We start from the raw sequence: 26,245 nt of genomic DNA, 5'->3' as shown, positions 1-26,245 counted from the left end.
GGGACGGGGAGACAAGGCGCCGCCGGGACGACGGCGACGGCGATGGGGCGGTGCCGTGATGAAGGGGGCGGCCTGTGCCCTTCACGATCCGCCGCCGTGAAGAGCCGCTTCGAGGGCCGAACGGTCCCGTCCGGGGACCGGAAGGTCCATCGGCCCGGCCGGAAAGCGCTGGGCGGCCCTGATGGGGACCTTTGGTCCCTCGGCAGGCCCCTGACGGCCCTCTCTCGAACCCTGCGCCGGTGTCAGCGTCAGTGGTGAGCCTCGTCGGATTCTGGTCAGGAGGAATCGTGGAAACCATCTTCCGTAGCCCGGACACCAGCTCCGTCGTCGTCGGCGTGGACGGCTCGGCGCAGGCGCGCTCCGCCGCTCTGTGGGCCGCGGGTGAGGCAGCGCGCCGCAGCCGCCCCCTGCACGTCGTCTACGGTTCCGACACCGACCTCCGAATCCTCTTCCAGTCGGCGGAGACCATCGAAAGGACCCGCGCCGCGGGCCGGGAACTGCTGGACGACACGGTGAAGGCTGTGGCCGCCGAGTGCCCGGGTCTGCATGTGACCACCGAGTTCAGCCGTGCCGACGCCGTCACCAGCCTGCGTCAGGCCGCCGGCCCGCACGGGACGATCGTCGTGGGCGACAGGGGCCGGGGCGGCTTCGACTCCCTGATGCTCGGATCGGTCGGCCTGAACATCGCGGCGACGGCAAGGACCCCTGTCGTCGTGGTCCGCGGCACGGATGACGCGGAGGAGCGCGGCAGCGTGCTCGTCGCCGTCCGTGACGAGCACGACCTGATGTGTGCCCGCTACGCAGCCCAGGAAGCAGAACTGCGCAAGGCCTCGCTGCGGCTGCTGCACGTGTGGAATCTGCTGCGGTCCGTCGGCGACGTCGTGACCATGCTCGACGGCATGAACGAGATCGCCGGCCGGCACGAGGAGGCCCTGCGGGCCCTCACGGGCACGATCCGAGACGACTTTCCGGGCCTGACCATCGCCGGCGACGCGGAGAAGAGCGTCTCCGTGGCCGGCGTCCTGGCCGAGGCATCCCGCCAGGCGGACCTGCTCGTGATGGGCGGCCGTCGTGCCCACGCCCCCCTCGGCCTCGGCCGCAACCTGGGCCGGGTCACGCACACCCTGCTGCACCATGCCCACTGCCCGGTGCTGTTCATCCCCCGGTTCGGCAGCGACCTGGGAGGCTCGTCATGAACGCCACGTGGGAGCGGGCTCGCGACATCGTCGTCGGCGTCGACCCGGTCCGCGACTGGCGCCTCCCGGTGGCTTGGGCCGCCGACGAAGCCCATCGGCGCCGGTTGCCGCTCCGTCTGGTGCTGGCGGTCCCGCCACAGCACGACACGCAGCACGTCGACGACACGCCGCGGCAGATCGCGCTGCGCAGCAGCGGCGCGGACAGGTTGCGCCAGGCCGAAAGCTGGGTCCGGGACCGGCACCCGGAAGTCACCGTCAGCACGGACCTCCTCGCGGGCTCACCCGCACGCGTCCTGGCGGCGCAGTCCCGGCACACCCGTCTCGTCGTCCTCGGCTCCCGGCACCTGGGCCGTGCGGCGGAGTTCTTCAGCGCGGGTTCGACCACGGTCCCCGTGACCGCCCAGGCCGCGTGCCCGGTTGCCGTCGTGGGCGACGCCGAGCACGTCACTCAGCAGCCGCCCTACCTCGTCGTCGGCATTGACGGCAGCACGGCCGCCACCGACGCCCTGGCATTCGCTTTCGACGAGGCCGACCGGCGGGGTGCCGACCTGCGGGTCGTCTGTGTGTGGCAGCCGGCGCTGTTCATGCTCAACGACGAAGAGGTGGCGCTGAAAGCCCAGAGGCTCCTGCTGTCCGAGGCCACGGCTGGTCTGGCGGGCAACCACCCCGACGTGCACGTCACGCACGAAGCCCTCACCGGCCATCCGGTCGAGGAACTGGCCCGCGCCGCCGAACACGCCCTCGCCCTTGTCGTGGGGCGCCGCGGCAGGGGCGGATACACGGGCATGCGTCTGGGCTCGGTCTCCCACGGCCTCCTGCACCGGGCCCACTGCCCGGTGATCACCGTCCCCACCCGCTGAGCCGGTGACGGACAGCCGCGCGCCGAGCCGCCGCGAGCGCGGCCGGGCTGACAGAGGCGGAGGCCGAACGCCGACGCTCCCGGTACGGCCGCAACGAGGTCGCACCGCCCCGCCCCACACCCCTGCGTTTTCGGATCCTGGCCCAACTGCGCGACCCGCTCATCATGGTGCTGCTCGGAGCGGCCCTGCTGACCATCGCCATTGGCGACCACGCGGACGCCGTTGTCATCGCGGTGGCGGTCGCGGTCAACACCACGGTCGGGGTCGCCCAAGAGGTACGGGCGGACCGCGCCGTCGCCGAGCTCTCCGCCCTCTCGGCCCCCCACGCCCGAGTGCTGCGCGACGGCGTCGCCCGGGACGTTGCGACGGCCTTGGTCGTGCCCGGCGACACTCTGCTCCTCGGCGAGGGAGACATCGTCGCCGCGGACGCCGACCTCACCGAGGCATCGGCGTTGCTGACCGACGAATCGATGCTCCGTCGGCCTGCCGTGGCAGAGCGTGCTCTTCCTCTCCCTGCTCGCCGCCCAGTTGGGGGTGGCCCTCGGCCTGCGGGCCCGCCTGCTGACCACGGCGAACCTCTTCCTGCCCGCGTCCGTGGCCGGTTCTGCGCTCCTGGGAGCGGCCGCGCTCTACGTCCCGGCCCTGCAGTCACTGCTCCACACCGTGCCCGTGGACTGGCGTGGCCTGTGCCTCGCCGCGGGCGCCGCTCTCGCGGCGTTCGCCGCGGCCCGCCTCCTGCGGAGCGCTTTCCACGGAAGCCCGGCGGTCGGCCTCCCTGATCCGCCGCCCCCACCCTGCCTCGTAGCGGCTGAAAACCCGCGTCGGCCCTGCGCGGCCGTCCTGCCCCGGCCCTGCGTGGGTCGCGTGTTTCAGGGGAGCTTGGCGACAAGGGCGGCCCGGCCCGCTTCGAGTCGGGCCGAGGGGACGCGGAAGGGCGAGCAGGAGACGTAGTCGATTCCGGCGCGGTGGAAGAAGTCGATGGAGGCAGGGTCTCCGCCGTGCTCGCCGCACACGCCCGTCGTCAGACGAGGGTGTGCGGCTCGCCCTTCGCGTACGGCGATGGTGATCAGTCTGCCGACGCCCTCCTCGTCCAAGGTCTCGAACGGCGACCCGGAAAGGATCCCCTTGTCCAGGTAGCCGGGGAAGAAGGATGCCTCGGCGTCGTCGCGGGACAGGCCCCACGTCGTCTGGGTCAGGTCGTTCGTGCCGAAGGAGAAGAAGTCGGCGGCCTGTGCGATGCGGCCGGCCGTCAGCGCCGCACGCGGCAACTCGATCATGGTGCCGACCGGGCACCGGACCGACTGTCCCGTCTCGCCGGAGACCTCGGCCAGGACCCGCTCCACCTCGGCTCGAACGAGGCGGAGTTCCTCGACGGCGCCGACGAGCGGGATCATGATCTCGGCCCGCGGGTGCCCTCCGTCCCGCATTCGCTGGGCGACGGCCTCCGCGATGGCCCGTACCTGCACGGCAACCAGGCCCGGTACGGCGAGGGCGAGCCGCACGCCGCGCAGACCGAGCATGGGGTTGCGCTCGTGCATGCGCTCGACGGCGGCCAGGAGCTGGACGTCGTGCGGATCGGGGGACGCGGCGGTGGCCACCCGGACGGCGAGTTCCGTGCGGTCGGGAAGGAATTCGTGCAGGGGCGGGTCCAGCAGCCGGATGGTCACCGGCAGCCCGTCCATCGCGGCCAGGATCGCCGTGAAGTCCGACCGCTGGGGTGGCAGTAGGGCGGCCAGTGCCTGCTCGCGCGCCGCCTCGTCGTCGGCGAGGATCACCGCCTCGACAAGGGCTTTGCGTTCGCCGAGGAACATGTGCTCCGTGCGGCACAGCCCGATGCCCTGCGCGCCGAAGCGGCGGGCACGCGCCGCGTCCTCGGGGGTGTCGGCGTTGGCCCGTACCTCCAGGCGGCGGACCCTGTCGGCGTGCGACAGGGCGCGTCGGACGGCTTGGGACAGCGGCCCGGTCCGTTCGCCGGACTCCAGGGCCCGGCCGACGTCGGAGGCGGTGAGCGGCAGGGCGCCGAGATGGACGGTTCCCGCGGTCCCGTCCACTGAAACGGTGTCGCCCTCGCGGACTGTGACACCGGAGCGGGTGGTCAGCGAACGGCGTTCCAGGTCGACCACCACGGATTCGGCGCCGCAGACGCAGACCCTTCCCATCCCGCGGGCGACGACGGCCGCGTGGCTGGTCTTGCCGCCGCGAGTGGTCAGGACGGCTCGCGCGGCGATCATGCCGGGAAGATCGTCGGGCGTCGTCTCCGTGCGGACGAGAACGACGGGCTCTCCCGCGGCCGCGCGGCGCACCGCGGTCGCCGAGTCGAAGACGACGGCGCCCACGGCCGCGCCAGGCGAGGCGGCGATACCCGTCGCGAGCGGAGCCACGTCGTTGCTCGTGGCAAAGCACGGGAAGAGCAGTCGGGTGAGCTGCGCGCCGCTGACGCGCGACAGCGCTTCGTGGCGGTCGATGAGGCGTTCGTCGAGGAGGTCGTAGGCGATCCGGAAAGCGGCCTCGGCGGTTCGTTTGCCGACGCGTGTCTGGAGGATCCACAACTTGCCGCGTTCCAGGGTGAACTCGACGTCGCACAGATCCTGGTAGTGCCGCTCCAACGTCCGCAGGTGGTCGCTGAGTTCGACGTAGGCACGTGGGGCGAGCTGCTTCAGCCGGGCCAGTGGCACGGCATCGCGGACACCCGAGACGACGTCCTCGCCCTGGGCATCGCTCAGATAGTCGCCGTACACACCGCGTTCGCCGGTGGCCGGGTCGCGCGTGAAGGCGACACCCGTCCCGGAGTCCTCGCCCAGGTTGCCGAAGACCATCGCCTGGACGGTCACGGCGGTGCCCAGGTCGTCGGGAATGTGGTCGCGCCTGCGGTAGACGCGTGCCCGCTCGCCGTTCCAGGACGCGAACACGGCACGGATGGCACGGTGCAGTTGCTCGACGGGGTCCTGGGGGAACCGCTCGCCGGTCTCCCGGTGGATGAGTGCCTTGAACTGCTCGGTCAGCAGGATGAGATCCGCGGCGTCCAGTTCGTGGTCGCCGGCGACACCGCGTCCGGCCTTCAGCGCGGCCAGGGTCCGCTCGAAGAGTTCACCGTCGACGCCCATGACCGTGTGGCCGAACATCTGCAGCAGCCTGCGGTACGAGTCCCAGGCGAAGCGCTTCTGCCCGGACGCCTTGGCCAGCCCGGCCACGGTGGCGTCGCACAGCCCGATATCGAGGATCGTCTCCATCATCCCCGGCATGGAATAGCGGCCGCCGGAGCGGACCGAGAGCAACAGCGGGTCCCCGGCCCGGCCCAGGCCGCGTCCCGCCGCCCTCTCCAGCGCGGCGAGCGCGTGAGCGACCTCGCCCGCAAGCTCGGGCGGTTCGACGCCGGTGGCGAGGAAGGCCCGGCACGCGGTGGTCGTCACGGTGAAGCCGGGCGGGACGGGCAGCCCCAGGCGGGTCATCTCGGCGAGGTTCGCGCCCTTGCCGCCGAGCAGGTCGGCCATGTCCCGGCTGCCTTCGGAGAACTCGTACACGTAGTGGTTCATGGCCGTCCTCTCGGGCGTTCGCACCTCGGGAAACGGGGGGCCTCGACAGCGGGCCGACCGCAGGGGCGCATGCCCCTCCGCTCCCCTCATCAGCGTGGTCGTCGGAGATCTCGTGAGGGAGGGGCCACCGGGGCATCGCCGGGGTCCGTACGGCCCTGCCCGGCCGGTTCCGACGGGCCGGACAGCGGCGGGGTGCGGCCCGTGAGCGCCAGTTCGCACGTGGCCCCGGGCGGGAGGGAGAGGGTCCTGCCCTCCAGATCGAGGTCGACCGGCTCCCGGTCGGACGAGGGGATGTGCACATGCAGCTGTCCCGGCCGCATCTGGAGCCGTATGCCCCAGTGCCCCCGGAAGCGGATCGTGAACCCGTACTCGGACAGTTCGGGCAGCGGTACGGGGTCGAGCCGCAGCACGCCGCCGCGGGTCTCCAGGCCGGTCAGACCGCGCTGGACCAGATCGAGTGTGCCGGCCATGGCTCCCAGGTGGATTCCCTCGCCCGTGGTGCCGCCCTGCACGTCGGCCACGTCGCCCTCCAGGGCTTCGTGCACGTACTGCCAGGCCTCGGACCGCTTGGCCCTGGCCAGCACCCACCCGTGCACGAGACCGCTGAGGGTGGAGCCGTGGCTCGTGCGGCGCAGGTAGTAGTCCACCGTGCGGCTCCACATCCCGTCGTCAAGACGGTGCCCGAGCCGCGCGAACAGCTCGTGCAGCTCGGTCGGCGAGAAGAGGTAGCCGAGCATGAGGACGTCGGCCTGCTTCGACGCCTGGTAGCGGTTGACCGTGTCTCCCTCGGCCTCCAGGATCCGGTCGAGCCTGCGGATGTCCCCGTACCGGGCGCGGTAGTCGTCCCAGTCCAGCGCGGCCAGGTCGGCGTAGCCCTCGAACTGGCTGATCACGCCCGCATGGAAGGGGACGTACAGCTTCCGGGAGATGTCCTCCCAGCGGGACGGGGCGTCCGGGTCGAGAGCGACGCGCTCGGTGAGTTCGCGCCGGCACGGTTCGGGCAGCGTGGCCAGGAGTTCCACCGCACGCGCCAGCACCCAGGCGGCGGTGACGTTCGTGTAGGCGTTGTCGTCGAGGCCGGGCTCCGTCGCGCCGGGATATGCGTCGTGATACTCGTCGGGGCCCATGACCCCGCGGATGCGGTAGCGGCCGAGACCTTCGTCGTACATGGCGGAACCGGCCCAGAACCGGGCGATCTCCACCAGCATCTCGGCACCCTTGGTGTGCAGGAACTCCGCGTCGCCCGTCGCTTCGCCGTACCGCCAGATGTTGTACGCGACGGCCGAGCCGATGTGGTGCTGCAGCCGTGAGTGGTCGGGCAGCCAGCGTCCGGAACGCGGGTTGAGGTGCATCTCCTGGGTCTCCTCGCGGCCGTCGCTGCCGCTCTGCCAGGGGTACATCGCACCCGGCCTGCCGGTCGCCCGCGCGGCGTCACGAGCCGCGCCCAGGCGGCCGTGGCGATAGCCGAGAAGGGCTCGTGAGACTTCGGGGAAGTGCAGGTTGAGATACGGCAGGACGAAGAGCTCGTCCCAGAAGACATGACCCCGGTACGCCTCGCCGTGCAGCCCGCGAGCGGGGACCCCGACATCCAGCTCGGCGGTGTGCGGGGAAAGGGTTTGCAGCACGTGGAAGAGGTGCAGCCGCAGGATGCGTCCCGCTTCCCCCGGCACGGTCAATTCGGCCTTCTGCCACAGGTGTTGCCAGGCGAGGCGCTGTCCGCCCAACAGCGCCGGAAACTTCCGCGCGCCGGTCACCCGGTCGATGGCTGCGTCGAGGGGGTCGGCGATCGCCGGGTCCCGCGAGGTGTGCAGAGCGACGGTCTTGTCGACCGTGACCGCACGGTCGCACGGCAGGCGCAGGCGGATGCGCTGGACGGCCCTGTCCGTCTCGTCGAGCACCCGCACGGACGCTCCCGGGGCGGTGGTGATGCGCTGCGCCATGCCGATACGCAGACCGGAGGTACTGGTGCGGCAGCGCAGCCAGACCGTGTCGGGGCGCGTGGTACCCGTGTCGACCCCCGTGAGGTGGGAGGAGTTGAGTGCGCGGTAGCGCTCGACGCCGGCATTGGTGACCGTCGCGTCGAGCGCGGCCTCCACCTCCAGTTCGCCGGACCAGCCCCTGGCCGTGAACTCGGTTCGCAGGACGGCGAGATGAGGGTCAGCCATGTGCACGAGGCGGAGCTGGCGCACCTGCAACGTGCCGCCGCTGGGAACCGCGTAGCGCGACTCGCGCTCAAGGACCCCGATCCGGAGGTCGAGGGAGAGCCGATGGGAAAGGAGCGCTCCGCTGTCCGGCGTGAACCACGCGTCGTGCGGGAGCCGGAAGCGGAAGGACAGCCAATTCGGAAGGTTGACCAGGTCCTCGTTCGCGACCTCGCGGCCGGCCACCGTGGACGTGAGACGGTTGTAGCAGCCCGCCGCGTAGGTGGCGGGATAGTGGACGGCGTCCGCGGCGCACTCCGGGAAGGCCCCTCGCGTGGCGAAGTAACCGTTGCCGAGGGTGCACAGGGCTTCCCGCAGCTGCTCCTGGGCGGGGTCGTATCCCTCGTATCGCCAGACCCGGTCCGTCATGCCGCGCTCCCCTCCGTCAGCAACTCGCCCAGGTCGCGTACGACCAGGTCGGCCCCGTGCTTGAGCAGCGCGTCTCCCGTTCCCGGCCCTTGCGTCCGGTCCACTCCGACGACCAGGCCGAACCGGCCGCGCCGGCCGGCTTCGACTCCGGCCAGGGCGTCCTCCACGACGGCGGTCCGCGGTACGGGGACCGCCAGCCGTCGGGCGGCTTCCAGGAACAGAGCGGGATCGGGCTTGCCCGGAAGCCCGAGCCGGGCCATTTCCGCGCCGTCCACCAGGACCTCGAACAGGTTCAGGACGCCGGCGTGTGTGAGGAGCTCCCGCGCGTGACGTGAGGCCGAAGCTGCGGCGAGGCGGACCCCCTCCTCCCGCAGCACCCGCAGCAGCCGGACCGTGCCCGGGTATGCGTCGATGCCGCCTGCCCGCAGCCGGCGGACGTACCGCAGCTCCTTGTCCGCGGCTACCGCCGCGACCGTCCTGGGGTCCGTCGGCAGGCCGCGGGAGGCCAGGAAGGCCGCCGCGCCGTCGAGGCGCGACTTGCCGTCGACGTACGTGAGGTAGTCGCCGCCCGTGTCGAACGGCCTGCGCTGGGCGGGGTCCTCGGGCGGATCGCGCCGGAGGTGGGCGTCGAAGGCCGCCTTCCAGGCTTCGGCGTGTACATGCGCGGAGTCGGTGATCACTCCGTCGGTGTCGAACACCACGGCGCGGATGCCGTGCAACGCGCGGGAGATCACTGCGGCTCGGCGGCGTGGGCGATGAGGCCGAGCAGCCGGTCGTTGCGGCCTCCCTCGTGGTCGTCCGGGCCCAAGACCTCGGCCGGATATCCGTCCAGGTGGGTGGGCGGGGTGAGCGGGCCGTCCGGGCCCGTGGTGATCGATCGGAGCATGATGACCACCTCCTCCATGTGCATCGTGCCGCGGCGGCCGGACGGCGAGCAGGTGCCGGTGGGCCCTGACGAAGGGCCATGAGGGCCCGAGCCGGCGCCGGAGGAAGTCGAACGGTACCGGGTTTGGCCCGGACGGCCCACTGCGCGCCATGGTCGCCGGGTGTCTCCTGGAGATGGCACCGTGCGGTGCCGGGCCGGAGGAAGCCGCACGGACGCCCTCATCCTATTCGGCGCGGGAGCGCTCGGGCGTTGACGATCTCCGGCTACAGCTCGTTCGTCGTGGGCGTCGCCCACCTCGCGCCACGTCCGGCGCGGTCCGAAGGGAGAACAGGTCATGGAGCACCCCCTGGTCGTCGGAGTGGACGGCTCGGAGCAGAGCCTGCGCGCGGTGGACTGGGCGGCCGACGAGGCCACCCGGCGCGGTCTTCCGATTCGGATCGTGTACGCGTCCCTGTGGGAGCACTACGAAGGTGCCGCCTACGACTACGGCGCGCCGCACGCCTCGGACCGGGCGTTGGCGGATGCCCTGCTCAGCGAGGCGAGCGCGCGGGCCCAGAGCCGCAGGCCCGGCATCAGCACCACGTGCGCGGTCCTTCCGCAGGAGCCCACGGAAGCGCTGCTGCGGGAGAGCGAGCTTGCCTCCGCCGTCGTCGTCGGTTCGCGGGGCCGGGGGGCCATCGCAGGCGTTCTCCTCGGATCCGTCGGCCTTGGGGTCACCTCCTGGGCGGTATGCCCGGTGGTCGTCGTGCGCGGCGACGAGGTGGCCGTGGACGGGCGGCACGAGCGGATCCTGCTGGGTGTGGGACACCCGGACCGGAACTCCTCAGCAGTCGAGTTCGCCTTCCAGGAAGCGATGACCAGGGGGAGCGCCCTCGACGCGGTCCGCACGTGGCGCGGTCCCGCACGGGGGCGCTTCGCTCCCCTGTCGTCGGGCCCGAGGACAGGGGATCTCGACGAGGAGAAGGCCATGGCGGAACTCGACGATGCGCTGCGCGTCGCCCGGGACCGGCACCCCGAGGTGCGGACCAGGACGGTCGCGGTCGAAGGTCATACCCACCGGGTGCTGGTGGAACGGTCGGCGGCCGCCGACCTCCTGGTCATCGGCGCGCGCCGGAACAAGGGCTTCGGAGTCCAACTGAGCCGGACCGGCCACGCGGTGCTGCAACACGCCGCGTGCCCGGTGGCGGTGGTGCCGCAGCACGGCTGACTCGCCGGCCGCCGAGGACCGGAACCAGGGCACGGCTCCGCGGTGGACACCCCGCGCCGTGGCCGCACCGTGACCGGGGCCGCCGGCCCGGACGCCTGGACCATTACCGGCCGTGCTCGCCGTCCAGGCGGGCTTCCGAGCCATCCAGCGCTACCGTGAGAGCAAGCACGTACATCTGCTGCTCTAGCTGGTGGGGGCGAACCCTTGAACGCGCAGGAGCGGGACAGCACCGCAGGTCAGCCGGGCAGGCTACGGCTGGACGACCTTCTCGACGAGCTCCAGGTACGGATCAATGCCGTGCGCGGCACACGGGACCGGCTGCACAACCTGCTGGAAGCCGTGCTTTCGGTGGGGCGGGAGCTGGACCTGCCGCAGGTGCTGCGCGGCATCGTGGAGGCCGCGGTGGTGCTGGTCGACGCGGAGTACGGGGCTCTGGGCGTGATCGGGCAGGGACAACGCCTGTCGGAGTTCCTGCCCGTGGGCATCGACGACGAACTGCGGCAACGGATCGGTGAGTTGCCTTCCGGCCATGGCCTCCTGGGAGAGCTGATCCGGCATCCCGACGCGCTTCGGCTGGCCGAACTGTCCGAGCATCCGGCGTCGTCCGGCTTTCCGGCGCACCATCCGCCGATGCGCTCCTTCCTCGGTGTTCCGATCCGCGTGCGGGACGAGGTGTTCGGCAACCTCTATCTGACCGAGAAGCGGGGCGGGGCCGAATTCGACGACGAGGACGAGTCGCTGCTGGCCACGCTGGCCGTGGCCGCCGGGGTGGCCATCGAGCACGCCCGCCTGTACGCGGAGGCCCAGCTGCGCGAGCAATGGCTGGCGGCGAGCGCGGACTTCACCGCCGGACTCCTGTCCGGGATGCCGGAGTCCCGCGTACTGGAGGCGATGGTCGAGCAGGCCAAGGAGATCACCTCGGCCGAACTGGGAGTGGTCAACCTGGTGGAGGAGGGCACGTGCGAACTGCGCGGTGTGCTGGCGGTGGGGAAACAGGCCGAGGCACACCGAGGGGTCATGCTGCCGCGTGAAGGGAGTCTCGCGGGTGCCGCCCTGACTGAGCAGGGCCTCGTCGCGACGGCGGACGTCAGCGGCGATCCCCGGGTCACCCACCAGCCCGAACGGTGGAAGGGCATGGGCCCCGCGGTCGCGGTGCCGATGGGAGTGCACGGAGTGCTGGTGCTGGTTCGCACGTCCGGACGGCCGACGTTCAGCGCGACGGAGACGGCTCCCCTGCCGGGGTTCGCGGGGCAGGCGGCCCTCGCGCTCGAGCTGGCCGACCGGCGCCGGGACGCCGAGCAGGTGAGCCTGCTGGAGGACCGCGACCGGATCGCCCGGGACCTCCACGACCTCGCCATCCAGCGCCTGTTCGCCACCGGCATCACGTTGCAGAGCGCCCAGCGGTTCGTCGACCATCCGCAGGCGGAGGAACGGCTGACCAGGGCGGTCGACGATCTCGACGAAACCATCAAGATCATCCGTTCGACGATCTTCGGGCTGCGGGCGCACGAGGTGACGGAACCCGGCGCCGGGCTGCGGGTTCGCGTGGTGCGGGCGGTGGAGGAGGTGGTGCCCGCCCTCGGATTCACGCCGTCACTCAGAATGGAAGGGCTGCTCGACACCGACGTACCGCACGCGCTGGCGGACGAGGCGCTGGCGGTTCTGGGTGAGGCGCTGGCCAACGCGGCGCGTCACGCGAGGGCCTCGTCGGTCGATGTCTCCCTGGTCGTGCGCCGGGGGACGCTGACGGTCGGTGTCGTGGACGACGGCGTGGGCATCGGCGAGGGCGGACGGCGCAGCGGGCTGCGTAATCTGTCCGAGCGCGCGCGGCGACTGGGCGGGGAGTTCACTGCGCGTACGGGGCCGGAGGGCGGAACCCGGTTGGAGTGGTGCGTCCCGCTGTCCGCCCGCGAGTGACGTGGCGGGGCCGGCGGGACCGAGGGAGTCAACAGGGCTCCTCCGTCGGCCGGTTGAACCGGGTGGCGAGCACCGCTGCCTGGATGCGGCGTTCCACCCCGAGCTTGGCCAGGAGCCGGGAGATGTGGTTCTTCACGGTCTTCTCCGACAGATAGAGATGTTGGCCGATCTGCCGGTTGGTCATCCCTTCGCCGATGAGATCGAGGATCCGGCGCTCGCGTTCGGACAGCCCCGCCAGGCGGGGGTCCTCGTGCGTGGTGTCCTTGTCGGGGCCGCGCAGTGTGCTCATCAGGCGCGCGGTGGTGGCGGGGTCCAGCATGGACTGGCCCGACGCCACGGTCCGAACCGCGTCGATCAGGTCCGATCCCTTGATCAGCTTGAGGACGTAGCCGGCTGCCCCCGCCATGATGGCGTCGAGCAGGGCGTCGTCGTCGTCGAACGACGTCAGCATCAGACAGGCGAGTTCCGGCATCCTGGAGCGCAGTTCGCGGCAGACGGTGATGCCGTCGCCGTCGGGCAGGCGGATGTCGAGTACGGCGACGTCCGGTCGCAGCGCGGGAGCGCGCGTCAGCGCGAGTTCGCTCGTGCCCGCCTCGCCCACCACGTCGATGTCCGGTTCGGCGTCGAGCAGGTCGTGTACTCCGCGCCGCACGACCTCGTGGTCGTCGAGGAGGAAGACCCGGATCGGATGCAGTGGTGAAAAGGCCCGTACGTCGCTCACGTCGATGTCCCCTGACTGTCGATGGCTCGGGTTCGAGCGTGCCGACCGGTCGTGGGGAGCGACAGGGGCCGAACGGCCCTTGCGCGGCCCCACCCGGCCGGCGCGGTGGTCGCGCGGGGCCGGTGGCATCCGGCGCTGACGCCCGGTCCGTCCTTCACAGTTTGTGCAGCCACTCCTCGGTGACACCGTGCAAGGCCTGTTCGCTCGGGCGAAGGCGGGAGTCGTCGGCGTGGTAGCCCAGCTTGTCGATCACGGTCACGACCCCGTCGATCTGGCGCGTCATGTGCACCGCGATCGCCACCTCGCTGAGGCGCTCCAGCTTTCCGTCCAGGGTCACCTCGCCGTCCGTCACGGAGACCCTGATGGTCCGGGGCGACAGCCACAGGGTGTTGACCAGCACTTCGCTGATCACTTCGCGGCGGATCTCGTCGTCCGGGCGCAGGAACACCTGGAGCAGATCGCGGCGCGTGACGATGCCGACCAACCGGTCCTCGTCGTCGATCACGGGCAGCCGCTCGACCTTGTGCCGGGCCATGGACCGGGCGGCCTCGGCAATGGTGTTGTCGGAGTGGACGCACACGGCCGGCTGCGACATGAGCTGTGCCGCCGTGCGAGCCCGGGACTTGGCCTGCTCCCTGCGGGCCGCGGGGAGCAGACCGGGCAACCGGATCCGGCGTCCCGGTGAGGCCGACGCGTGCGCGTCCGCCTCACGGACCAGAAGATCGGTCTCGGAGATCACTCCCAGCACCTTGTCGTCGGCGTCGGTCACCGGCAGTCCGCTGACGCGATGCCGGGCGATCAGCCGGGCCACTTCCTTGAACGGCGTGGCGGGGCGGACGGTGACCACCTCGGTGGTCATCACGGAGCCGACCTTGCTGTGCTTCATCTCTGCCTCTTCCTCAGCGCAGTCGCCGCAGATAGGGGTCCCCGGCCGTGCGGGGCAGCAGTCGTACCCGGACGTCGAGTGCGCTGATGCCGCCGGGCCGGGCCAGCACGGGGTTGAAGTCGGCCTCGGCCAGCTGGGGCAGGTCACAGGCCATGCGCGAGAGCCGCAGCAGCAGTCCTTCAAGCCCCTCCAGGTCGACCGGCCCGTTGCCGTCCTGTCCGAAGAGCAGCGGGGAACAGCGCGGAGCCGTGATCAGGTCGTGCACATCCAGGTCACTGAGCGGGGCGAGGCAGGCGGCCTGGTCGGCGAGCACTTCGGTGGCCGTACCGCCGAGGCCGAACAGGACGAGGGGCCCGAAGACGTCGTCCTGGACCACGCCGGCGAAGAGCTCGACGCCGCGCTCCGCGAGCGGCTGGACCACCACGCCCGTCAGCAGGCCGGCGAACCTGGCTTCGAAGTCCCGGTAGGCGGCGCGTACTTGGGAATCGCCCCGCAGATCGAGATGGATCGCGTGCTGCACCGTCTTGTGCAGCAGCCCCGGCCAGTGGGCCTTGAGGACGGTCAGGCCGTCCGGGCCCTTGAGCCGTTCGGCCGCGAGGACCGCCTCGTCCTCGGTCTCGGCCCACGCCCAGGGAAGTTGGGGGATGCCGTAGCAGGACAGCAGGGCCGCGCACTCCCGGGGTGAGAGCCAGCCTCCGTCCGGGTGGTCGGCAAGGAAGGAGTCGGCCAGGGCCCGTGCGCAGTCGGTGTCGACGCCGTCGAGGTCGCCCATGCTGCCGGGTGGCCGCTCCAAGTGCCGGGCACGCTCCGCGGCGTGTGCCAGGGCGCGTGCCGCGGCCTGGGGATCGGCGTAGGCCGGGACCGCGCCGCCTCCCTCGGCGGGCAGCAGCTCCACGGCCGGGCTCTGCCCCAGGCGTACGGTGACGACCGGGCACGCTCCGGATCCGGGTTCGCGCAGCAGAGCACGGCCGAGATCGTCACCGGTCGCCGCGGCGACGGCGGTGGGGGCGAGCACCACCAGGACGGCAGCGATGCCGGTGTCCCCGGCGAGTCGGTCGAGACACCGACCGAGCTGGTCTTCGGAGACGGCCGCGGTGACGTCGACCGGGTTGCCCGCGGTGGCTCCCTCGGGGAGATCCGCCAGGAGAGCGTCGATCAGCTCGTCACCGAAAACCGGTACATCCAGGCCCGCTTCGGCACAGGCGTCGGCCGCCAGCACGCCCGCGCCCTGGGCGTTGGTCACGACGGCGACGCGGCTCCCGGCCGGAAGCGGTTGCGCGTGGAACAGCGCCGCTGTTTCGAGGAGTTCGGAGATGGTCCGAGTGGCGGTGATGCCGGCCTGAGCGAACAGGGCACGCCTGGTCATGGTGCGGGTCGCCGCCGCCGCGGTGTGCGAGGCGGCGCCACGCCGGCCCGCTTCCGTGCGGCCGGCGTCCACGGTCAGCACCGGCATCTGGCGCGAGACCCGGCGTGCGGTGCGGGAGAACGCCCGCGGATTGCCGAAGGACTCCAGGTGCACCAGGGCCAGATCGGTGCGGCCGTCCGACTCCCACCACTGGAGCATGTCGTTGCCGCTGACGTCGTACTTGTCACCGAGCGAGACGAAGCTGGAGACCCCGATGCCCAGCCGGGACAACCCGTCGAGCAGGGCGATTCCGACACCCCCGGACTGCACGGCCACGCCTGCCGTGCCAGGGCGCGGGTGGTTCGCGGCGAACGTCGCGTCGATGGAGAATCCGGGCTCGGTGTTGGCGATGCCGAGGCAATTGGGGCCGACGAGCCGCATGCCGTACTCGCGGCAGGCTGCCAGCACCCCTTCCGCCTGTGCGTGGTCAAGGCCGGCGGACACGACGACGAGTGCCCGCACGCCGGCCTTGCCGCAATCGGCGGCAGCGCCGGGCAGCGCCGCGGCGGGTACGGCGAGGACGGCCAGCTCGGGCACGAGCGGCAGCGAGTTCACCGAGGGATGAGCCGGCACACCCATAAAGGACGACGCGCTCGGGTTGACGGCGCAGAGCTGCCCGGTGAAGCCGCCGGTGCGGAGGTTGCGCAGGATGGCCCGCCCGACCGAGCCGGGCTTGCGGCCCACTCCGATCACGGCGATCGACTTCGGACGCAGCAGGGGCCGCAGGTTCACCACGGCGGCCGACCGGGCGCGTTCGTCCACAGCCGAGAGGTAGGCCTCGTCCTGGTCGAGCTGGACGGTGTAGCGCACCTCCGGTCCTTCGACGTACCGGGTCGTCCGCAGGCCGAGATCGGCGAACACCTTGATGACCTCGTGGTTCTCAACGAGCGCATCGGCGGTGAACGCGGTGATGGAAGCCTCTCGTGCGGCGGACACCAGGTGTTCGAGGAGCAGGGTGCCAATGCCGAGGTGGTGGTGTCCGTCGGCGACCGCGAGCCCGATGTCGGCGGTCCCGGGCGCCTCGATGACCTCGTATTCGGCCAGCCCGAGCAGGTGCCCGGATGCCTCGGCGACCAAAACGAGATGACCGGGCTCGGCCCTGCGACAGCAGCGGTCGGCGGCCTGCCGTGCGGAGGTGCGGGCGATCGAGAAGAACCGGAAGCGCAGATTCTCGGTCGACATCTCATCGAACATGCGCAGTACCTGAGCGTGGTCGCCGGGCTGTGCCGACCGTATCCGTATGGTCGTGCCGTCGGTCAGCAGCGCGTGCACCGGCCGTGCGGTGACCTTGTTGTCGGTCATCTCGAAACCCACTTTCGCCAGTCGACACAAGCAGCATCCGCCGCACGCGAGCCCCGCCCCAGAGGCCGCCCAGGGCAAGGGCAGGGGCCGTTCGGCCCCATGGGCCAGAACCCCGCACCCGGTACCGCTCCGTGCCGTCGGCAGGGCCGACCGTCCCCGGCTGGGGCCGGTTCGGCCCTCCCCCTCCGGGCCGGGCAGTGGAAGCGTCCTCCATGAGCGCCCCGGATGCGGGCGAGCCCTCAGGAGGTGGCACCGTGGACAAGCCGGTGATCGTGGGTGTGGACGGTTCGGATCCGAGCCTGCGGGCCCTTGACTGGGCGACGGACGAGGCAGCCCTGCACGGTGCGCCCCTGTGTGTCGTGCATTCGCAGGCGTGGGGCTGGTACGAGGGGTACGGCCCGTCGTTCGGCACCGACCGGAGCGCTCTTCGGGTGTACGCGGACAACGTCGTCGGGTCGGCCGTGGAGCGTGCCGGCCAACGTGCCCCGGCGGTGAAGGCGTACGGGGAGGTCGTGACGGAGGACCCCGCGGCCGTCTTGACGCGGATGAGCCGCGAGGCGTCCGTGCTGGTCGTGGGCGGCCTCGGCGCGGGGGGAATCGCCGGGCTGCCGCTGGGCTCGGTGGGGCTCGCGGTAGCCGCCCACGCACAGTCCCCGGTGGTGGTGGTCCGCGGCGACGACCGCCATGTGCACCGTGCCTTCGGCCGGATCGCCGTGGGCATCGACGAGCCCCAACAGGCCCGCCGCGCAGTGGAGTTCGCGCTGTGCGAGGCTCAGCTGAGGGGTGCCGCGCTGGATGCGGTGCACGCCTGGCGGTGCCCGGCCAGGGAAGTGGCCGACCACCCGGACCACCGGGCGGACACCGCGCGGCACCGCACGCTGGCGCAGGACACGCTGACCGAAGCCCTGTGGCCCGTCGCCGAGACGAAGGGCCGGGTGGAAGTACGGCGGCAGGCGGTCGAGGGGCATGCCAGGGAGGCGCTCCTGGACGCGGCCCGGTCGGCCGATCTCCTCGTGGTCGGAGCCCGTCGGCGCACGAGCCACCTCGGGATGCAGCTCGGGCCGGTCAACCACGCCGTGCTGCACCGCGCGGCCTGTCCGGTGGCCGTGGTTCCGCACGTCTGAGCGACACGTATGCGCACGACCGGTACGCGGTACCCATCCCTACCGATCCCACCCGCTGCCCAGACCCAGGAGAGACGATGACGAAGGACCGACCGGTGGACCTGAGCGCTCTGAACGCGCATTGGAGGGCGGCGAACTACCTGGCCGCCGGGCAGATCTACCTGATGCGCAACCCGCTCCTGACCGAACCGCTCAGGCCCGAGCACATCAAGCCGCGTCTCCTCGGTCACTGGGGCACCTCGCCGGGCCTCAACCTGGTCCACACCCACCTCAACAGGGTGATCAAGGACCGTGGGCTGGACTGCGTGTGCATCTGGGGGCCGGGTCACGGCGGGCCGGCCGTGCTGGCCAACTCCTGGCTGGACGGCTCCTACTCGCGGGTCTACCCGGACGTGAGCCGCGACGCCACGGGCATGGCCGAGCTGTTCCGCCAGTTCTCCTTCCCCGGCGGGGTGCCCAGCCATGTGGCACCCGAGACACCGGGTTCGATCCACGAGGGCGGCGAGCTCGGCTACTCCCTGGCACACGCGTACGGCGCGGCCCTCGACAACCCCGGCCTGCTGGTGGCCTGCGTGATCGGGGACGGTGAGGCCGAGACCGGGCCGCTCGCCGCGTCGTGGCACGCCAACAAGTTCCTCGACCCGGTCCACGACGGCGCGGTCCTGCCGATCCTGCACCTGAACGGGTACAAAATCGCCAACCCGACGGTCCTGTCGCGCATCCCCGAGACCGAACTCGACGCGCTGCTCACGGGGTACGGCTACGAACCCCTGCACGTGTCCGGGTCCGACCCCGACAAGGTCCACATGGAGATGGCGCGTGCGATGGACCGAGCCCTGGACTGGATCGCCGCCGACAGGCAGTCGGGGGGCCGCCCGCGCCGGCCGGTGATCGTCCTGCGCACGCCCAAGGGCTGGACGGGTCCGGCGGAAGTCGACGGCCTGCCGGTCGAGGGAACCTGGCGGTCGCACCAGGTACCCCTGGCGAACGTCCGGGAAAACCCCGAGCATCTGCGGCAGTTGGAGGCGTGGCTCCGTTCGTACCGGCCGGAGGAACTGTTCGGAGCCGACGGCCGGCCCCGCGAGCAGGTGCTGGCCTGCGTCCCCGACGGCGACCTGCGCCTCGGCACCAACTCCCACGCCAACGGGGGCCTGCTCACCCGCGCCCTGCCGATCCCGCCGCTGGAGCACTTCGCCGTGCCGGTCGACAAGCCCGGAGCGACACTGCACGAACCGACGCGGGTCCTGGGGCGGCTCCTCGCTCAGGTCATGGCCGACACCGCCGAGCGGCGCGACTTCCGGGTGGTCGGCCCGGACGAAACCGAATCCAACCGCCTGGGCGCGCTGTTCGAAGTCACCAACAAGGCGTGGCAGGCCGAAGTCCTGGACACCGACGAACACCTCGGCCCCGACGGACGGGTGATGGAGATCCTGTCCGAACACGTCTGCCAGGGGTGGCTGGAAGGCTACAACCTCACCGGCCGGCACGGGCTGTTCTCCTGCTACGAGGCATTCGTCCACATCGTCGATTCCATGGTCAACCAGCACATCAAGTGGCTCAAGACCGCGCGGCAGCTCTCGTGGCGCGCTCCCGTACCGTCCCTGAACTACCTTCTGACCTCGCACGTCTGGCGCCAGGACCACAACGGCTTCTCGCACCAGGACCCCGGCTTCGTCGACCACGTACTCAACAAGAGCCCGGACGTCGTGCGCGTGTACCTTCCGCCGGACACCAACACGCTGCTCTCGGTGGCGGACCATGTCCTGCGCTCGCGCGACTACGTCAATGTGATCGTCGCCGGCAAGCAGCCCTGCTTCGACTGGCTGTCGCTGGAGGAGGCCCGTACGCACTGCGCACGCGGCGCCGGAACCTGGGAGTGGGCCGGGACCGAGGACGGATCCCGGGAGCCCGATGTGGTCCTCGCCTGCGCCGGTGACGTGCCGACCCAGGAGGTGCTCGCCGCGGCGGCGTTGCTCCGCCGTCATCTCCCCGACCTGGTGGTGCGGGTGGTCAACGTCGTCGATCTGGCGAAGTTGCTGCCCCACGAGGAACATCCGCACGGGATGACCGGCGCGGAATACGACGCGCTGTTCACGTGCCACTCGCCCGTGATCTTCGCGTATCACGGCTACCCCTGGCTGATCCACCGCCTCGCGTACCGCCGCACCGGCCACGCGAACCTGCACGTGCGCGGATACAAGGAATCCGGTACCACGACCACGCCCTTCGACATGGTCGTCCGCAACGACCTCGACCGCTACCGCTTGGTCATGGACGTCATCGACCGCGTCCCGGGCCTCGCCGTGCGGGCCACCGCCGTGCGCCAGCTCATGGCGGACACCCGCACCCGCCACCACGCGTGGATCCGTGAGCACGGCACCGACCTGCCCGAGGTCGCCGACTGGACCTGGGCCGGATGACCCCATCGCACCAAGGAGGTGCGTCATGAACAGCAGCATCATCGTCGGCATCGACGGCTCGGCCGAGAGCCTGGACGCCGCTGACTGGGCGGCCAGGGAAGCACTCCGCCGAGGACTGCCGCTTCATCTGCTGCACGCGGGCGACACCCCGGACGCCCGCACCGGCCTGCCGGAACTCGATGCGCCGGCCGCCCTGGTGGGCCATGTGCTGGACCGGGCGGCGAGGGCCCTGGCCTTCGCCCACCCCGCCCTCGAAATCGTCCGCCGACGGGTACCGGGGCCGCCGGCCGAGGCCCTGGTGGCCGCGGCCGGATCCGCCGAGGCCCTTGTCCTGGGGTCCCGCGGGTTCACCGGGTTCGCCGGATTCCTGGTCGGCTCGGTCGCCCTTGCGGTCGCGGCACGGGCCGACCGCCCGGTCGTCCTCGTCAGGGCGGGGGAGCGGATCGAGGACGAGCACTGGGACTCGGCGGCCGGCCCCTATCGCCCGGTCGTCCTGGGCCTCGATCTGGACCATCCGTGCGACGAGCTCGTCGAGTACGCCTTCGACGCGGCGACGGTGCGCCGGGCGCCGCTGCTCGTGGTGCACACCTGGATGGTGCCCCTGGCGCCCTCCGGTGCCGCGGATGATCCCGAGGAGGAGAAGATGCGGGCCTTGGCAGCGGTGTTGACACCATGGCGGCACAAGTACCCCGACACGGAAGTCACGGAGCGATCGGTCCACGGCCGTGCCGCACACCACCTCCTCGTGGCGTCCACCAAGGCGAGCCTGCTGGTGGTCGGCCGCAGCATCCCCTTTGGCCCTCGTCTGGGGCCGGTTGCGCACTCCGTGATCCACCACAGCCTGTGCCCCGTTGCAGTGGTGGCACACGTCTAGCGCGAAGGCGGCTCTGTTCGCACGGGCGGGCCGCCCCGGACTACGGTCCGGTCAGAGTGCAGTTCACGTCCACCACACCCTCGATGGTCATGGCGAGGCGTTCAGCGATCGGAATGAGGTCGCTGTCCCGCACCGACCCCGACAGCGTGACGATGCCGTCCTCCACCTGGACCCGTACGTGCTGGTGGGAGAGGGCGAAGAGCCGGTCGACGACCTCGCCGCGAACCTCTGCGGCGAGGTCGGCGTCCGACCGTAGGAAGATCTTGAGCAGGTCGGCCCGGCTGACGATCCCCTTGAGCACCCCGCTGTTGTCCACGACGGGCAGCCGCTTGACACCCCGTCCGGCCATCAGACGGGCGGCCTGCGGGAGAGTCGCGTCGGCGTGAATGGTGACGGCGGGAGATGTCATCAGGTCCTTGGCCAAAGAAGAGCCCGCCTTCGCGGTCTCGTCCAGTCGGCGCATCTGTTCGATCATGCCGGGCTGTTGCCCCTGGAACTCCTCCTTCGTGAGCAGGTCGGCCTCCGAGACCACGCCCACGACCCTGGCCTCGCCCTCGATGACGGGCACGGCTGTGACCCTCCACCGGCCCATGGCCACGACGATCTCCTTGAACCCGGCGTCGGGCGTGACGGTGACGACGGTCGTGGTCATCACATCGGCGACGGTGTAACGGCTGTCGGCCATGACGTTGTCCTCACTGCGCGCGACGGGAGGCGCCCGCTTGTTTCAGCATGCTCTCGGCCGCGCCGACCACAAGGGGCCGAACGGGCCCTCCCCTGCGCGGTCAACGGACCAGTACCGCCTCGCCCGAGCGCGGAACGACAGCGGTCCAGCCCAGTTCGTGATCGATGCGGTCCCGCAGCGCGCGGGCCGAATCCTCCTCGCCGTGGATGAGGTACGTGGTGCGGGGCGGCGGAGCGCCACGCAGCCAGTCGATGATCTGCGCGGCGTCCGCATGCGCCGAGAGGTGCGGCACGTCCGCCACCTCGGCGCGTACCGGTATGTATTCGCCGAACATCTTGAGCGTCCGGGCGCCGTCCACCAGGTCGCGGGCGCGGGTGCCGGCCGCCGCGAACCCGACGACGAGGACCGCGTTGCGGGGATCGGGCAGCAGCCGCTTGAGGTGGTGCAGGACACGGCCTCCGGTGGCCATGCCCGCGGAGGACACGATGATGGCGGGGCCGCTCGTGCGGTTGATGTCGATGGACTCCTGGACGGTGCGGGCGGCGAGGAAGGGCTCGGGACTGAGCGTGCCCGCCCCCTGCGCCAGGATCTCCGGGCGCAGTTCGGGGGACCTGGCCGTGATCGCGTCGCGGTAGACGTCGAGAGCGGCCAGCGCCATGGGGCTGTCGACGTACACCGGCACCGACGGGGGAATCGTCCCGGCCCTGCGCAGTTCGGCCAGTTCGTGCAGGACGACCTCCGTGCGGTCGATCGCGAACGCGGGAATGACGGCCGTCCCGCCCCGTGCGAGGGTCCGGGTGAGGACTGCGGTGAACTCGGCGCGGCCCGTCTCCGGGTCGTGCAGACGGTCGCCGTACGTCGACTCCATCAGCAGCACGTCCGCTCCCGAGAACGGTTCGGGGGGCAGCAGGAGGGGGTGCCCGGGACGGCCGAGGTCGCCACTGGTGGCAAGTGTGTGCCCGTCCTCAAGGATGAGATGGGCCCACGCCGAGCCGAGGATGTGCCCGCCGTGATGGAGCCGCAGCCGGGTGCCCGCCATGATCTCGACATCGGCACCCATCGGCACCGGATCGAAGTACCGAAGGGTCTGGTCGACATCGGCGTCGTCGTACAGCGGCTTCGCGGGCCGGTGTCTGGACCACCGGTTCTCATTGGCGTGCCGGGCGGTCTCCATCTGGAGGCGGGCGCTGTCACGGAGCACGATCCCGGCGAGCCGCGCGGTGTGCGCACTGGTCAGGATCGGCCCCCGGAAGCCGTGCCGTACCAGGCGCGGCAGATAGCCGCAGTGATCCAGATGGGCGTGGGTGACGACCACCGCATGGATGTCGGAGGCGTCACAGGGCAGCGGGGCCCAGTTGCGGCGCCGCAGGTCCGCGAGACCCTGGAAGAGGCCGCAGTCGACGAGGATGCGCGCGTGATCGCTCTCCACGAGGAACTTGCTGCCGGTCACGGTGCGCACACCGCCGAGGAACCTGAGCAGCGCCGGTCTGGGAGTGACCGGGCCCGGGAGCGTGTCGGGCATGACGCCCCTCCTTCGGTTGGCGGGGCCGGATCTCACCGTCGCACCGGTGGTGGGGGTGGCGGATAGGCCCGTCAGGTCCCCGCCGGGGACCGTCCGGCCCATGCGTGAGCGCCCGTGACCGAGACAGCCTGGGGCTGACCGCTATCGGAGCACAGCCAGGAAGAGGGCTGATGTCATGAAGGCACTCGTTTACCAAGGACCCGGGCAGACGTCCTGGCAGGACGTACCGGACCCCGACATCAAAGACGCCGGGGACGCGATCGTCCGCGTCGACGCCGTGACCATCTGCGGAACCGACCTCCACATCGTCAAGGGGGACGTACCCGATGTGGTGCCCGGCCGGATTCTTGGCCACGAGGCCGTCGGCACCGTGGTGGAGACGGGCGGGGACGTCACGACGGTCCGCCCTGGCGACCGTGTGCTGATCTCCTGCATCTCCGCGTGCGGCCGTTGCCGCTTCTGTCGCGAGGGCCGGTACGGGCAGTGCCGAGGGGGCGGCGGCTGGGTGCTCGGCCACACCATCGACGGCACCCAGGCCGAATATGTGCGGGTGCCGTTCGCAGACCTCTCGGTGTACCCGCTGCCCAGTGCCGTCGACAGTTACGACGCGGTCCTGCTGGCGGACATCTTCCCCACGTCCTACGAAGTCGGCGTCCTGAACGGCCAGGTGGGGCCCGGAGACACCGTCGTCGTGGTCGGTGCCGGCCCGATCGGCCTCGCCGCGATCACGACCGCCCGCCTGTACTCGCCGGGCCGCGTCATCGCGGTGGACCTCGCGGAGTCGCGGCTCCATGCCGCCCGCGAGCTGGGCGCGGACGCGACCGCGAACGCCGAGGAGGAGCCGGAACGACTGGTGGCGGACCTGACCGACGGTCTGGGCGCCGACGTCGTGATGGAAGCCGTGGGTGTTCCGGAAGCCTTCGAGATGTGCACCCGTATGGTCCGCCCCGGCGGACGGGTCGCGAACATCGGGGTCCACGGCAAGCCCGCTGCCCTCCACCTCGAGGACCTGTGGATCAAGGACGTCACGATCACCACCGGGCTCGTGGACACACGCTCCACGCCGATGCTGCTGCGCATGATGGCAGCGGGACACCTCCCCGCCTCCTCCCTGATCACCCACCGCTTCGAGCTGGGCCAGATGGAAGAGGCGTACGACGTCTTCTCGCGGGCGGGTGACACCGGCGCTCTGAAGGTGGCCCTCGGCGCCCCTCAGCACGCCACCGTGGCCACTTCGGGCCAGGCATGAGCGAGAGGTGTGAGGATCATGACTGTCGACAAGTCCGGACCGTCATCCGCCACGGAACCAACGGGCCACAGTGACCTCGGGCGGCGGATCGCGGAGCGCCGCGCGGCACTCGGGCTCAGCCGCGAAGAGGTGGCAGAGCGCAGCGGGGCCGCCACCACATACATCGCCTATCTGGAAGAACGCGCCGCCGCACCCGGACGCGGCGTCTTGATACGCCTCGCGGACGCACTGCGCACCAGCGTGGACGAGCTGTCCGGCACGACCGTCGACCTGCCGCCGGGCAGGGCGTCCGCCGCCAGGGACGCCGCGTTGGTGTCCCTCGACGAGGACGAGTGCCGCCGACTGCTGTCGACCCACGGCGTGGGGCGCGTGGCCACGTATGGAACCAACGGGCCGGCCGTGCTTCCGGTGAACTATGTGCTGGCCGGGGCGGGTGTGGCCTTCCGCACATCGGAGCAGGGCGCGCTCGCCGAGGCCTCGGGCACCGAAGTGGCCTTCGAGGTGGATCACATCGACGACGCCATGCGCCGGGGCTGGAGCGTGCTGGCGGTCGGGCAGCTCGAAAGAGTCACGGACGACGCTGCCGTGCGCCGGCTGGAGGACACCGCCCGCTCCCTGCCGTGGGCGGGAGGCGATCGCCCGCTGTGGATGACCGTCGCACCACAGCGGCTCACGGGACGCCGCATCGACCACGAGTGATCGACCACGAGTGATCGACCACGAGTGATCGACCACGAGGGAGAGAAATGCGCGGCCGGCCGGGCCCAACCGGGGTCCGGCCGGCCGCCTCGGCACGCGACTCGGAGCGGCCCCTCACACGATGGTGAGCACCTCTCGTGCCGGCCGGCGGGGCGTGGGCGGACCCTCGGGGCCGTAGCCGAGACGCATGATCATGTGGACGTGGCCCATCGCGGAGACGGGGTCGCGGGCGGTCCAGCGGAGTTCGGGCCATTCGAGGGGCTGCGACGTCATGGACGTGACGACACCGTCGAGGGTGGCGCGGAGCAGGACGCGCTGCATCGCCTGTCCGGCGCGGAGCCAGTCCAGGGGCGTGTCCAGCTCCGTGCCCAGGATCGCGATCTGGGGACGGCGTTCGAAGCGGGCGGTCACACGGTCGGGGTCGGGGCGCCGGCCGCCGAAGTCCCGTACCGGAGCGCTCGCGCCCGACTGACGAGGCCCGAAGGCGGACGCCGGAATTCCATCGGCGCGTGATCCTTCGTCCGGGAGGCTCGTCCAGCGTTCTGTCTCCTCCCGGGCCGCCTGGTCGACGGCCTCGTAATGTTCGGCATCCTGGACGAGGCCGAGCAGGACGTCGACGTGCCAGGCGTCGGGCACGAGCAGCCTGGCGCCTTCCAGGAGAGCGGCTGCCTGAAGTCCGTCGAGGATCGCGCCCGGCACCTCCTCGTCGGTGAAGGGGAAACGGCTCGTGTGACGGCGTCGCAGCGCGGGATACATACCTCGCATCTCGTCGTCCGGCAGTGAGGCTTCGCGGAGTTCCACGTCGGCCAGGTGCCAGGGGTCGCCGGGGGAGGGGAGCAGCCGTGTCACCGGCTCGAATCCGGCTTTCGCGGCGCCGACCCGCAGATTGAAGAGGGCGGCCCCGCAGCCCAGATGCAGGGCGCGGCCTTCGGGATCGGTGCGGGGCATGGTCCGTTCGCGGTCGCCGTGCAGCTCGATGGTGCGGGTGCCCGACCGGTGGTGGAACTTCCATGGTTGGGCGTTGTGCATGGAGGGTGCCGTGATGGCGTCCTCGACCAGGGAGGTCACGGCGGCGGTGTCCGGGTGTGGTGAGGGCACGGGAGGCTCCTGTCTGTGCGATGCGGTCGCGCGGCAGCAGGTTCGCGGCACTGCGTCCTCCGTCACCTTCGATGATCGCGTAGATCATCGG

Annotated in this window: 20 protein-coding genes and 1 pseudogene; 11 read left to right on the top strand and 10 right to left on the bottom strand. The window is 71.3% G+C overall.

Features of this window, described 5'->3' with window-relative positions:
* The first annotated feature begins 287 nt into the window (after window positions 1-287).
* From OG522_RS04810 to OG522_RS41185, 4 genes and pseudogenes are all read left to right on the top strand, one after another.
* Complete coding sequence (locus OG522_RS04810; protein ID WP_329461665.1) at window positions 288-1,196, top strand: universal stress protein; 909 nt, start codon at window positions 288-290, stop codon at window positions 1,194-1,196.
* Entirely contained in the window at window positions 1,193-2,056 is an 864-nt protein-coding gene (locus OG522_RS04805) for a universal stress protein (protein WP_329461664.1), read from the top strand. The genes OG522_RS04810 and OG522_RS04805 overlap by 4 nt, the downstream gene beginning before the upstream one ends.
* Before the next feature lie 44 nt (window positions 2,057-2,100).
* Window positions 2,101-2,520, top strand: a pseudogene (locus tag OG522_RS41190) (cation-transporting P-type ATPase); the annotation flags it as partial.
* Between the two features lie 34 nt (window positions 2,521-2,554).
* Window positions 2,555-3,007, top strand: a complete 453-nt coding sequence (locus tag OG522_RS41185; RefSeq protein ID WP_443074661.1) for a cation transporting ATPase C-terminal domain-containing protein — start codon at window positions 2,555-2,557, stop codon at window positions 3,005-3,007.
* On the opposite strand, the gene ppdK is transcribed toward OG522_RS41185, so the two are convergent.
* The 4 genes from ppdK to OG522_RS04775 form a co-directional block, all read right to left on the bottom strand.
* The gene (gene ppdK / locus OG522_RS04790; RefSeq protein ID WP_329461662.1) at window positions 2,926-5,589 is read right to left on the bottom strand and encodes a pyruvate, phosphate dikinase; all 2,664 of its coding nucleotides are present in this window, start codon (window positions 5,587-5,589) and stop codon (window positions 2,926-2,928) included. The two genes, OG522_RS41185 and ppdK, sit on opposite strands and share 82 nt — an antisense overlap.
* An 89-nt stretch (window positions 5,590-5,678) precedes the next feature.
* On the bottom strand, window positions 5,679-8,159 hold the full coding sequence (locus tag OG522_RS04785; protein WP_329461661.1) for a glycoside hydrolase family 65 protein: 2,481 nt from the start codon (window positions 8,157-8,159) through the stop codon (window positions 5,679-5,681).
* Window positions 8,156-8,893 carry an HAD family hydrolase gene (locus tag OG522_RS04780; RefSeq protein WP_329461660.1) on the bottom strand — a complete coding sequence of 246 codons (738 nt, stop codon included), beginning with the start codon at window positions 8,891-8,893 and terminating at the stop codon, window positions 8,156-8,158. The genes OG522_RS04785 and OG522_RS04780 overlap by 4 nt, the downstream gene beginning before the upstream one ends.
* Window positions 8,890-9,045 (bottom strand): hypothetical protein, encoded by a 156-nt coding sequence (locus OG522_RS04775; RefSeq protein ID WP_329461659.1) that lies wholly within the window; start codon window positions 9,043-9,045, stop codon window positions 8,890-8,892. Before OG522_RS04775 ends, OG522_RS04780 begins: the two co-directional genes overlap by 4 nt.
* A 334-nt stretch (window positions 9,046-9,379) precedes the next feature.
* Here OG522_RS04775 and OG522_RS04770 point away from each other — a divergent pair, with 334 nt between their 5' ends.
* Window positions 9,380-10,252, top strand: a complete 873-nt coding sequence (locus OG522_RS04770; RefSeq protein WP_329461658.1) for a universal stress protein — start codon at window positions 9,380-9,382, stop codon at window positions 10,250-10,252.
* Window positions 10,253-10,456: 204 nt separating this feature from the next.
* Window positions 10,457-12,169, top strand: coding sequence for a sensor histidine kinase (locus OG522_RS04765; protein ID WP_329461657.1), 1,713 nt, complete (start codon window positions 10,457-10,459; stop codon window positions 12,167-12,169).
* Between the two features lie 28 nt (window positions 12,170-12,197).
* Here OG522_RS04765 and OG522_RS04760 read toward each other — a convergent pair whose 3' ends face one another.
* From OG522_RS04760 to OG522_RS04750, 3 genes are all read right to left on the bottom strand, one after another.
* Window positions 12,198-12,890, bottom strand: coding sequence for a response regulator transcription factor (locus OG522_RS04760; protein WP_329461656.1), 693 nt, complete (start codon window positions 12,888-12,890; stop codon window positions 12,198-12,200).
* 154 nt (window positions 12,891-13,044) lie between these two features.
* Entirely contained in the window at window positions 13,045-13,776 is a 732-nt protein-coding gene (locus tag OG522_RS04755) for a CBS domain-containing protein (RefSeq protein WP_329461655.1), read from the bottom strand.
* A gap of 13 nt (window positions 13,777-13,789) precedes the next feature.
* The gene (locus OG522_RS04750) at window positions 13,790-16,483 is read right to left on the bottom strand and encodes a bifunctional acetate--CoA ligase family protein/GNAT family N-acetyltransferase (protein ID WP_329461654.1); all 2,694 of its coding nucleotides are present in this window, start codon (window positions 16,481-16,483) and stop codon (window positions 13,790-13,792) included.
* A gap of 212 nt (window positions 16,484-16,695) precedes the next feature.
* Here OG522_RS04750 and OG522_RS04745 point away from each other — a divergent pair, with 212 nt between their 5' ends.
* The 3 genes from OG522_RS04745 to OG522_RS04735 all read left to right on the top strand — a co-directional run bounded on the left by OG522_RS04745 (window position 16,696) and on the right by OG522_RS04735 (window position 20,901).
* The gene (locus OG522_RS04745; RefSeq protein ID WP_329461653.1) at window positions 16,696-17,607 is read left to right on the top strand and encodes a universal stress protein; all 912 of its coding nucleotides are present in this window, start codon (window positions 16,696-16,698) and stop codon (window positions 17,605-17,607) included.
* Between the two features lie 77 nt (window positions 17,608-17,684).
* Window positions 17,685-20,027, top strand: coding sequence for a phosphoketolase family protein (locus tag OG522_RS04740; RefSeq protein ID WP_329461652.1), 2,343 nt, complete (start codon window positions 17,685-17,687; stop codon window positions 20,025-20,027).
* A 25-nt stretch (window positions 20,028-20,052) separates the two neighbouring features.
* Window positions 20,053-20,901 (top strand): universal stress protein, encoded by an 849-nt coding sequence (locus OG522_RS04735; RefSeq protein WP_329461651.1) that lies wholly within the window; start codon window positions 20,053-20,055, stop codon window positions 20,899-20,901.
* Between the two features lie 40 nt (window positions 20,902-20,941).
* Here OG522_RS04735 and OG522_RS04730 read toward each other — a convergent pair whose 3' ends face one another.
* Together OG522_RS04730 and OG522_RS04725 are read right to left on the bottom strand one after the other, a co-directional pair.
* A complete protein-coding gene (locus tag OG522_RS04730; RefSeq protein ID WP_329461650.1) occupies window positions 20,942-21,586 on the bottom strand; it encodes a CBS domain-containing protein in 645 nt (214 codons plus the stop codon).
* A gap of 100 nt (window positions 21,587-21,686) precedes the next feature.
* A complete protein-coding gene (locus OG522_RS04725) occupies window positions 21,687-23,108 on the bottom strand; it encodes an MBL fold metallo-hydrolase (protein WP_329461649.1) in 1,422 nt (473 codons plus the stop codon).
* Window positions 23,109-23,283: 175 nt separating this feature from the next.
* On the opposite strand from OG522_RS04725, the gene OG522_RS04720 reads away from it, so the two are divergent.
* Together OG522_RS04720 and OG522_RS04715 are read left to right on the top strand one after the other, a co-directional pair.
* Entirely contained in the window at window positions 23,284-24,357 is a 1,074-nt protein-coding gene (locus tag OG522_RS04720) for a zinc-dependent alcohol dehydrogenase family protein (RefSeq protein ID WP_329461648.1), read from the top strand.
* An 18-nt stretch (window positions 24,358-24,375) separates the two neighbouring features.
* Entirely contained in the window at window positions 24,376-25,056 is a 681-nt protein-coding gene (locus OG522_RS04715) for a helix-turn-helix domain-containing protein (RefSeq protein WP_329461647.1), read from the top strand.
* Window positions 25,057-25,170: 114 nt separating this feature from the next.
* Here the strand turns inward: OG522_RS04715 and OG522_RS04710 are convergent, their stop codons facing one another.
* The gene (locus OG522_RS04710) at window positions 25,171-26,154 is read right to left on the bottom strand and encodes an Acg family FMN-binding oxidoreductase (protein ID WP_329461646.1); all 984 of its coding nucleotides are present in this window, start codon (window positions 26,152-26,154) and stop codon (window positions 25,171-25,173) included.
* Between the last annotated feature and the right edge of the window lie 91 nt (window positions 26,155-26,245).

This window comes from Streptomyces sp. NBC_01431, from assembly GCF_036231355.1.
In the GTDB taxonomy this organism is placed as follows: Bacteria; Actinomycetota; Actinomycetes; order Streptomycetales; family Streptomycetaceae; genus Streptomyces.
Note: the sequence above shows the minus strand (reverse complement) of the source record. Positions and strands in the feature narration are given on the sequence as shown.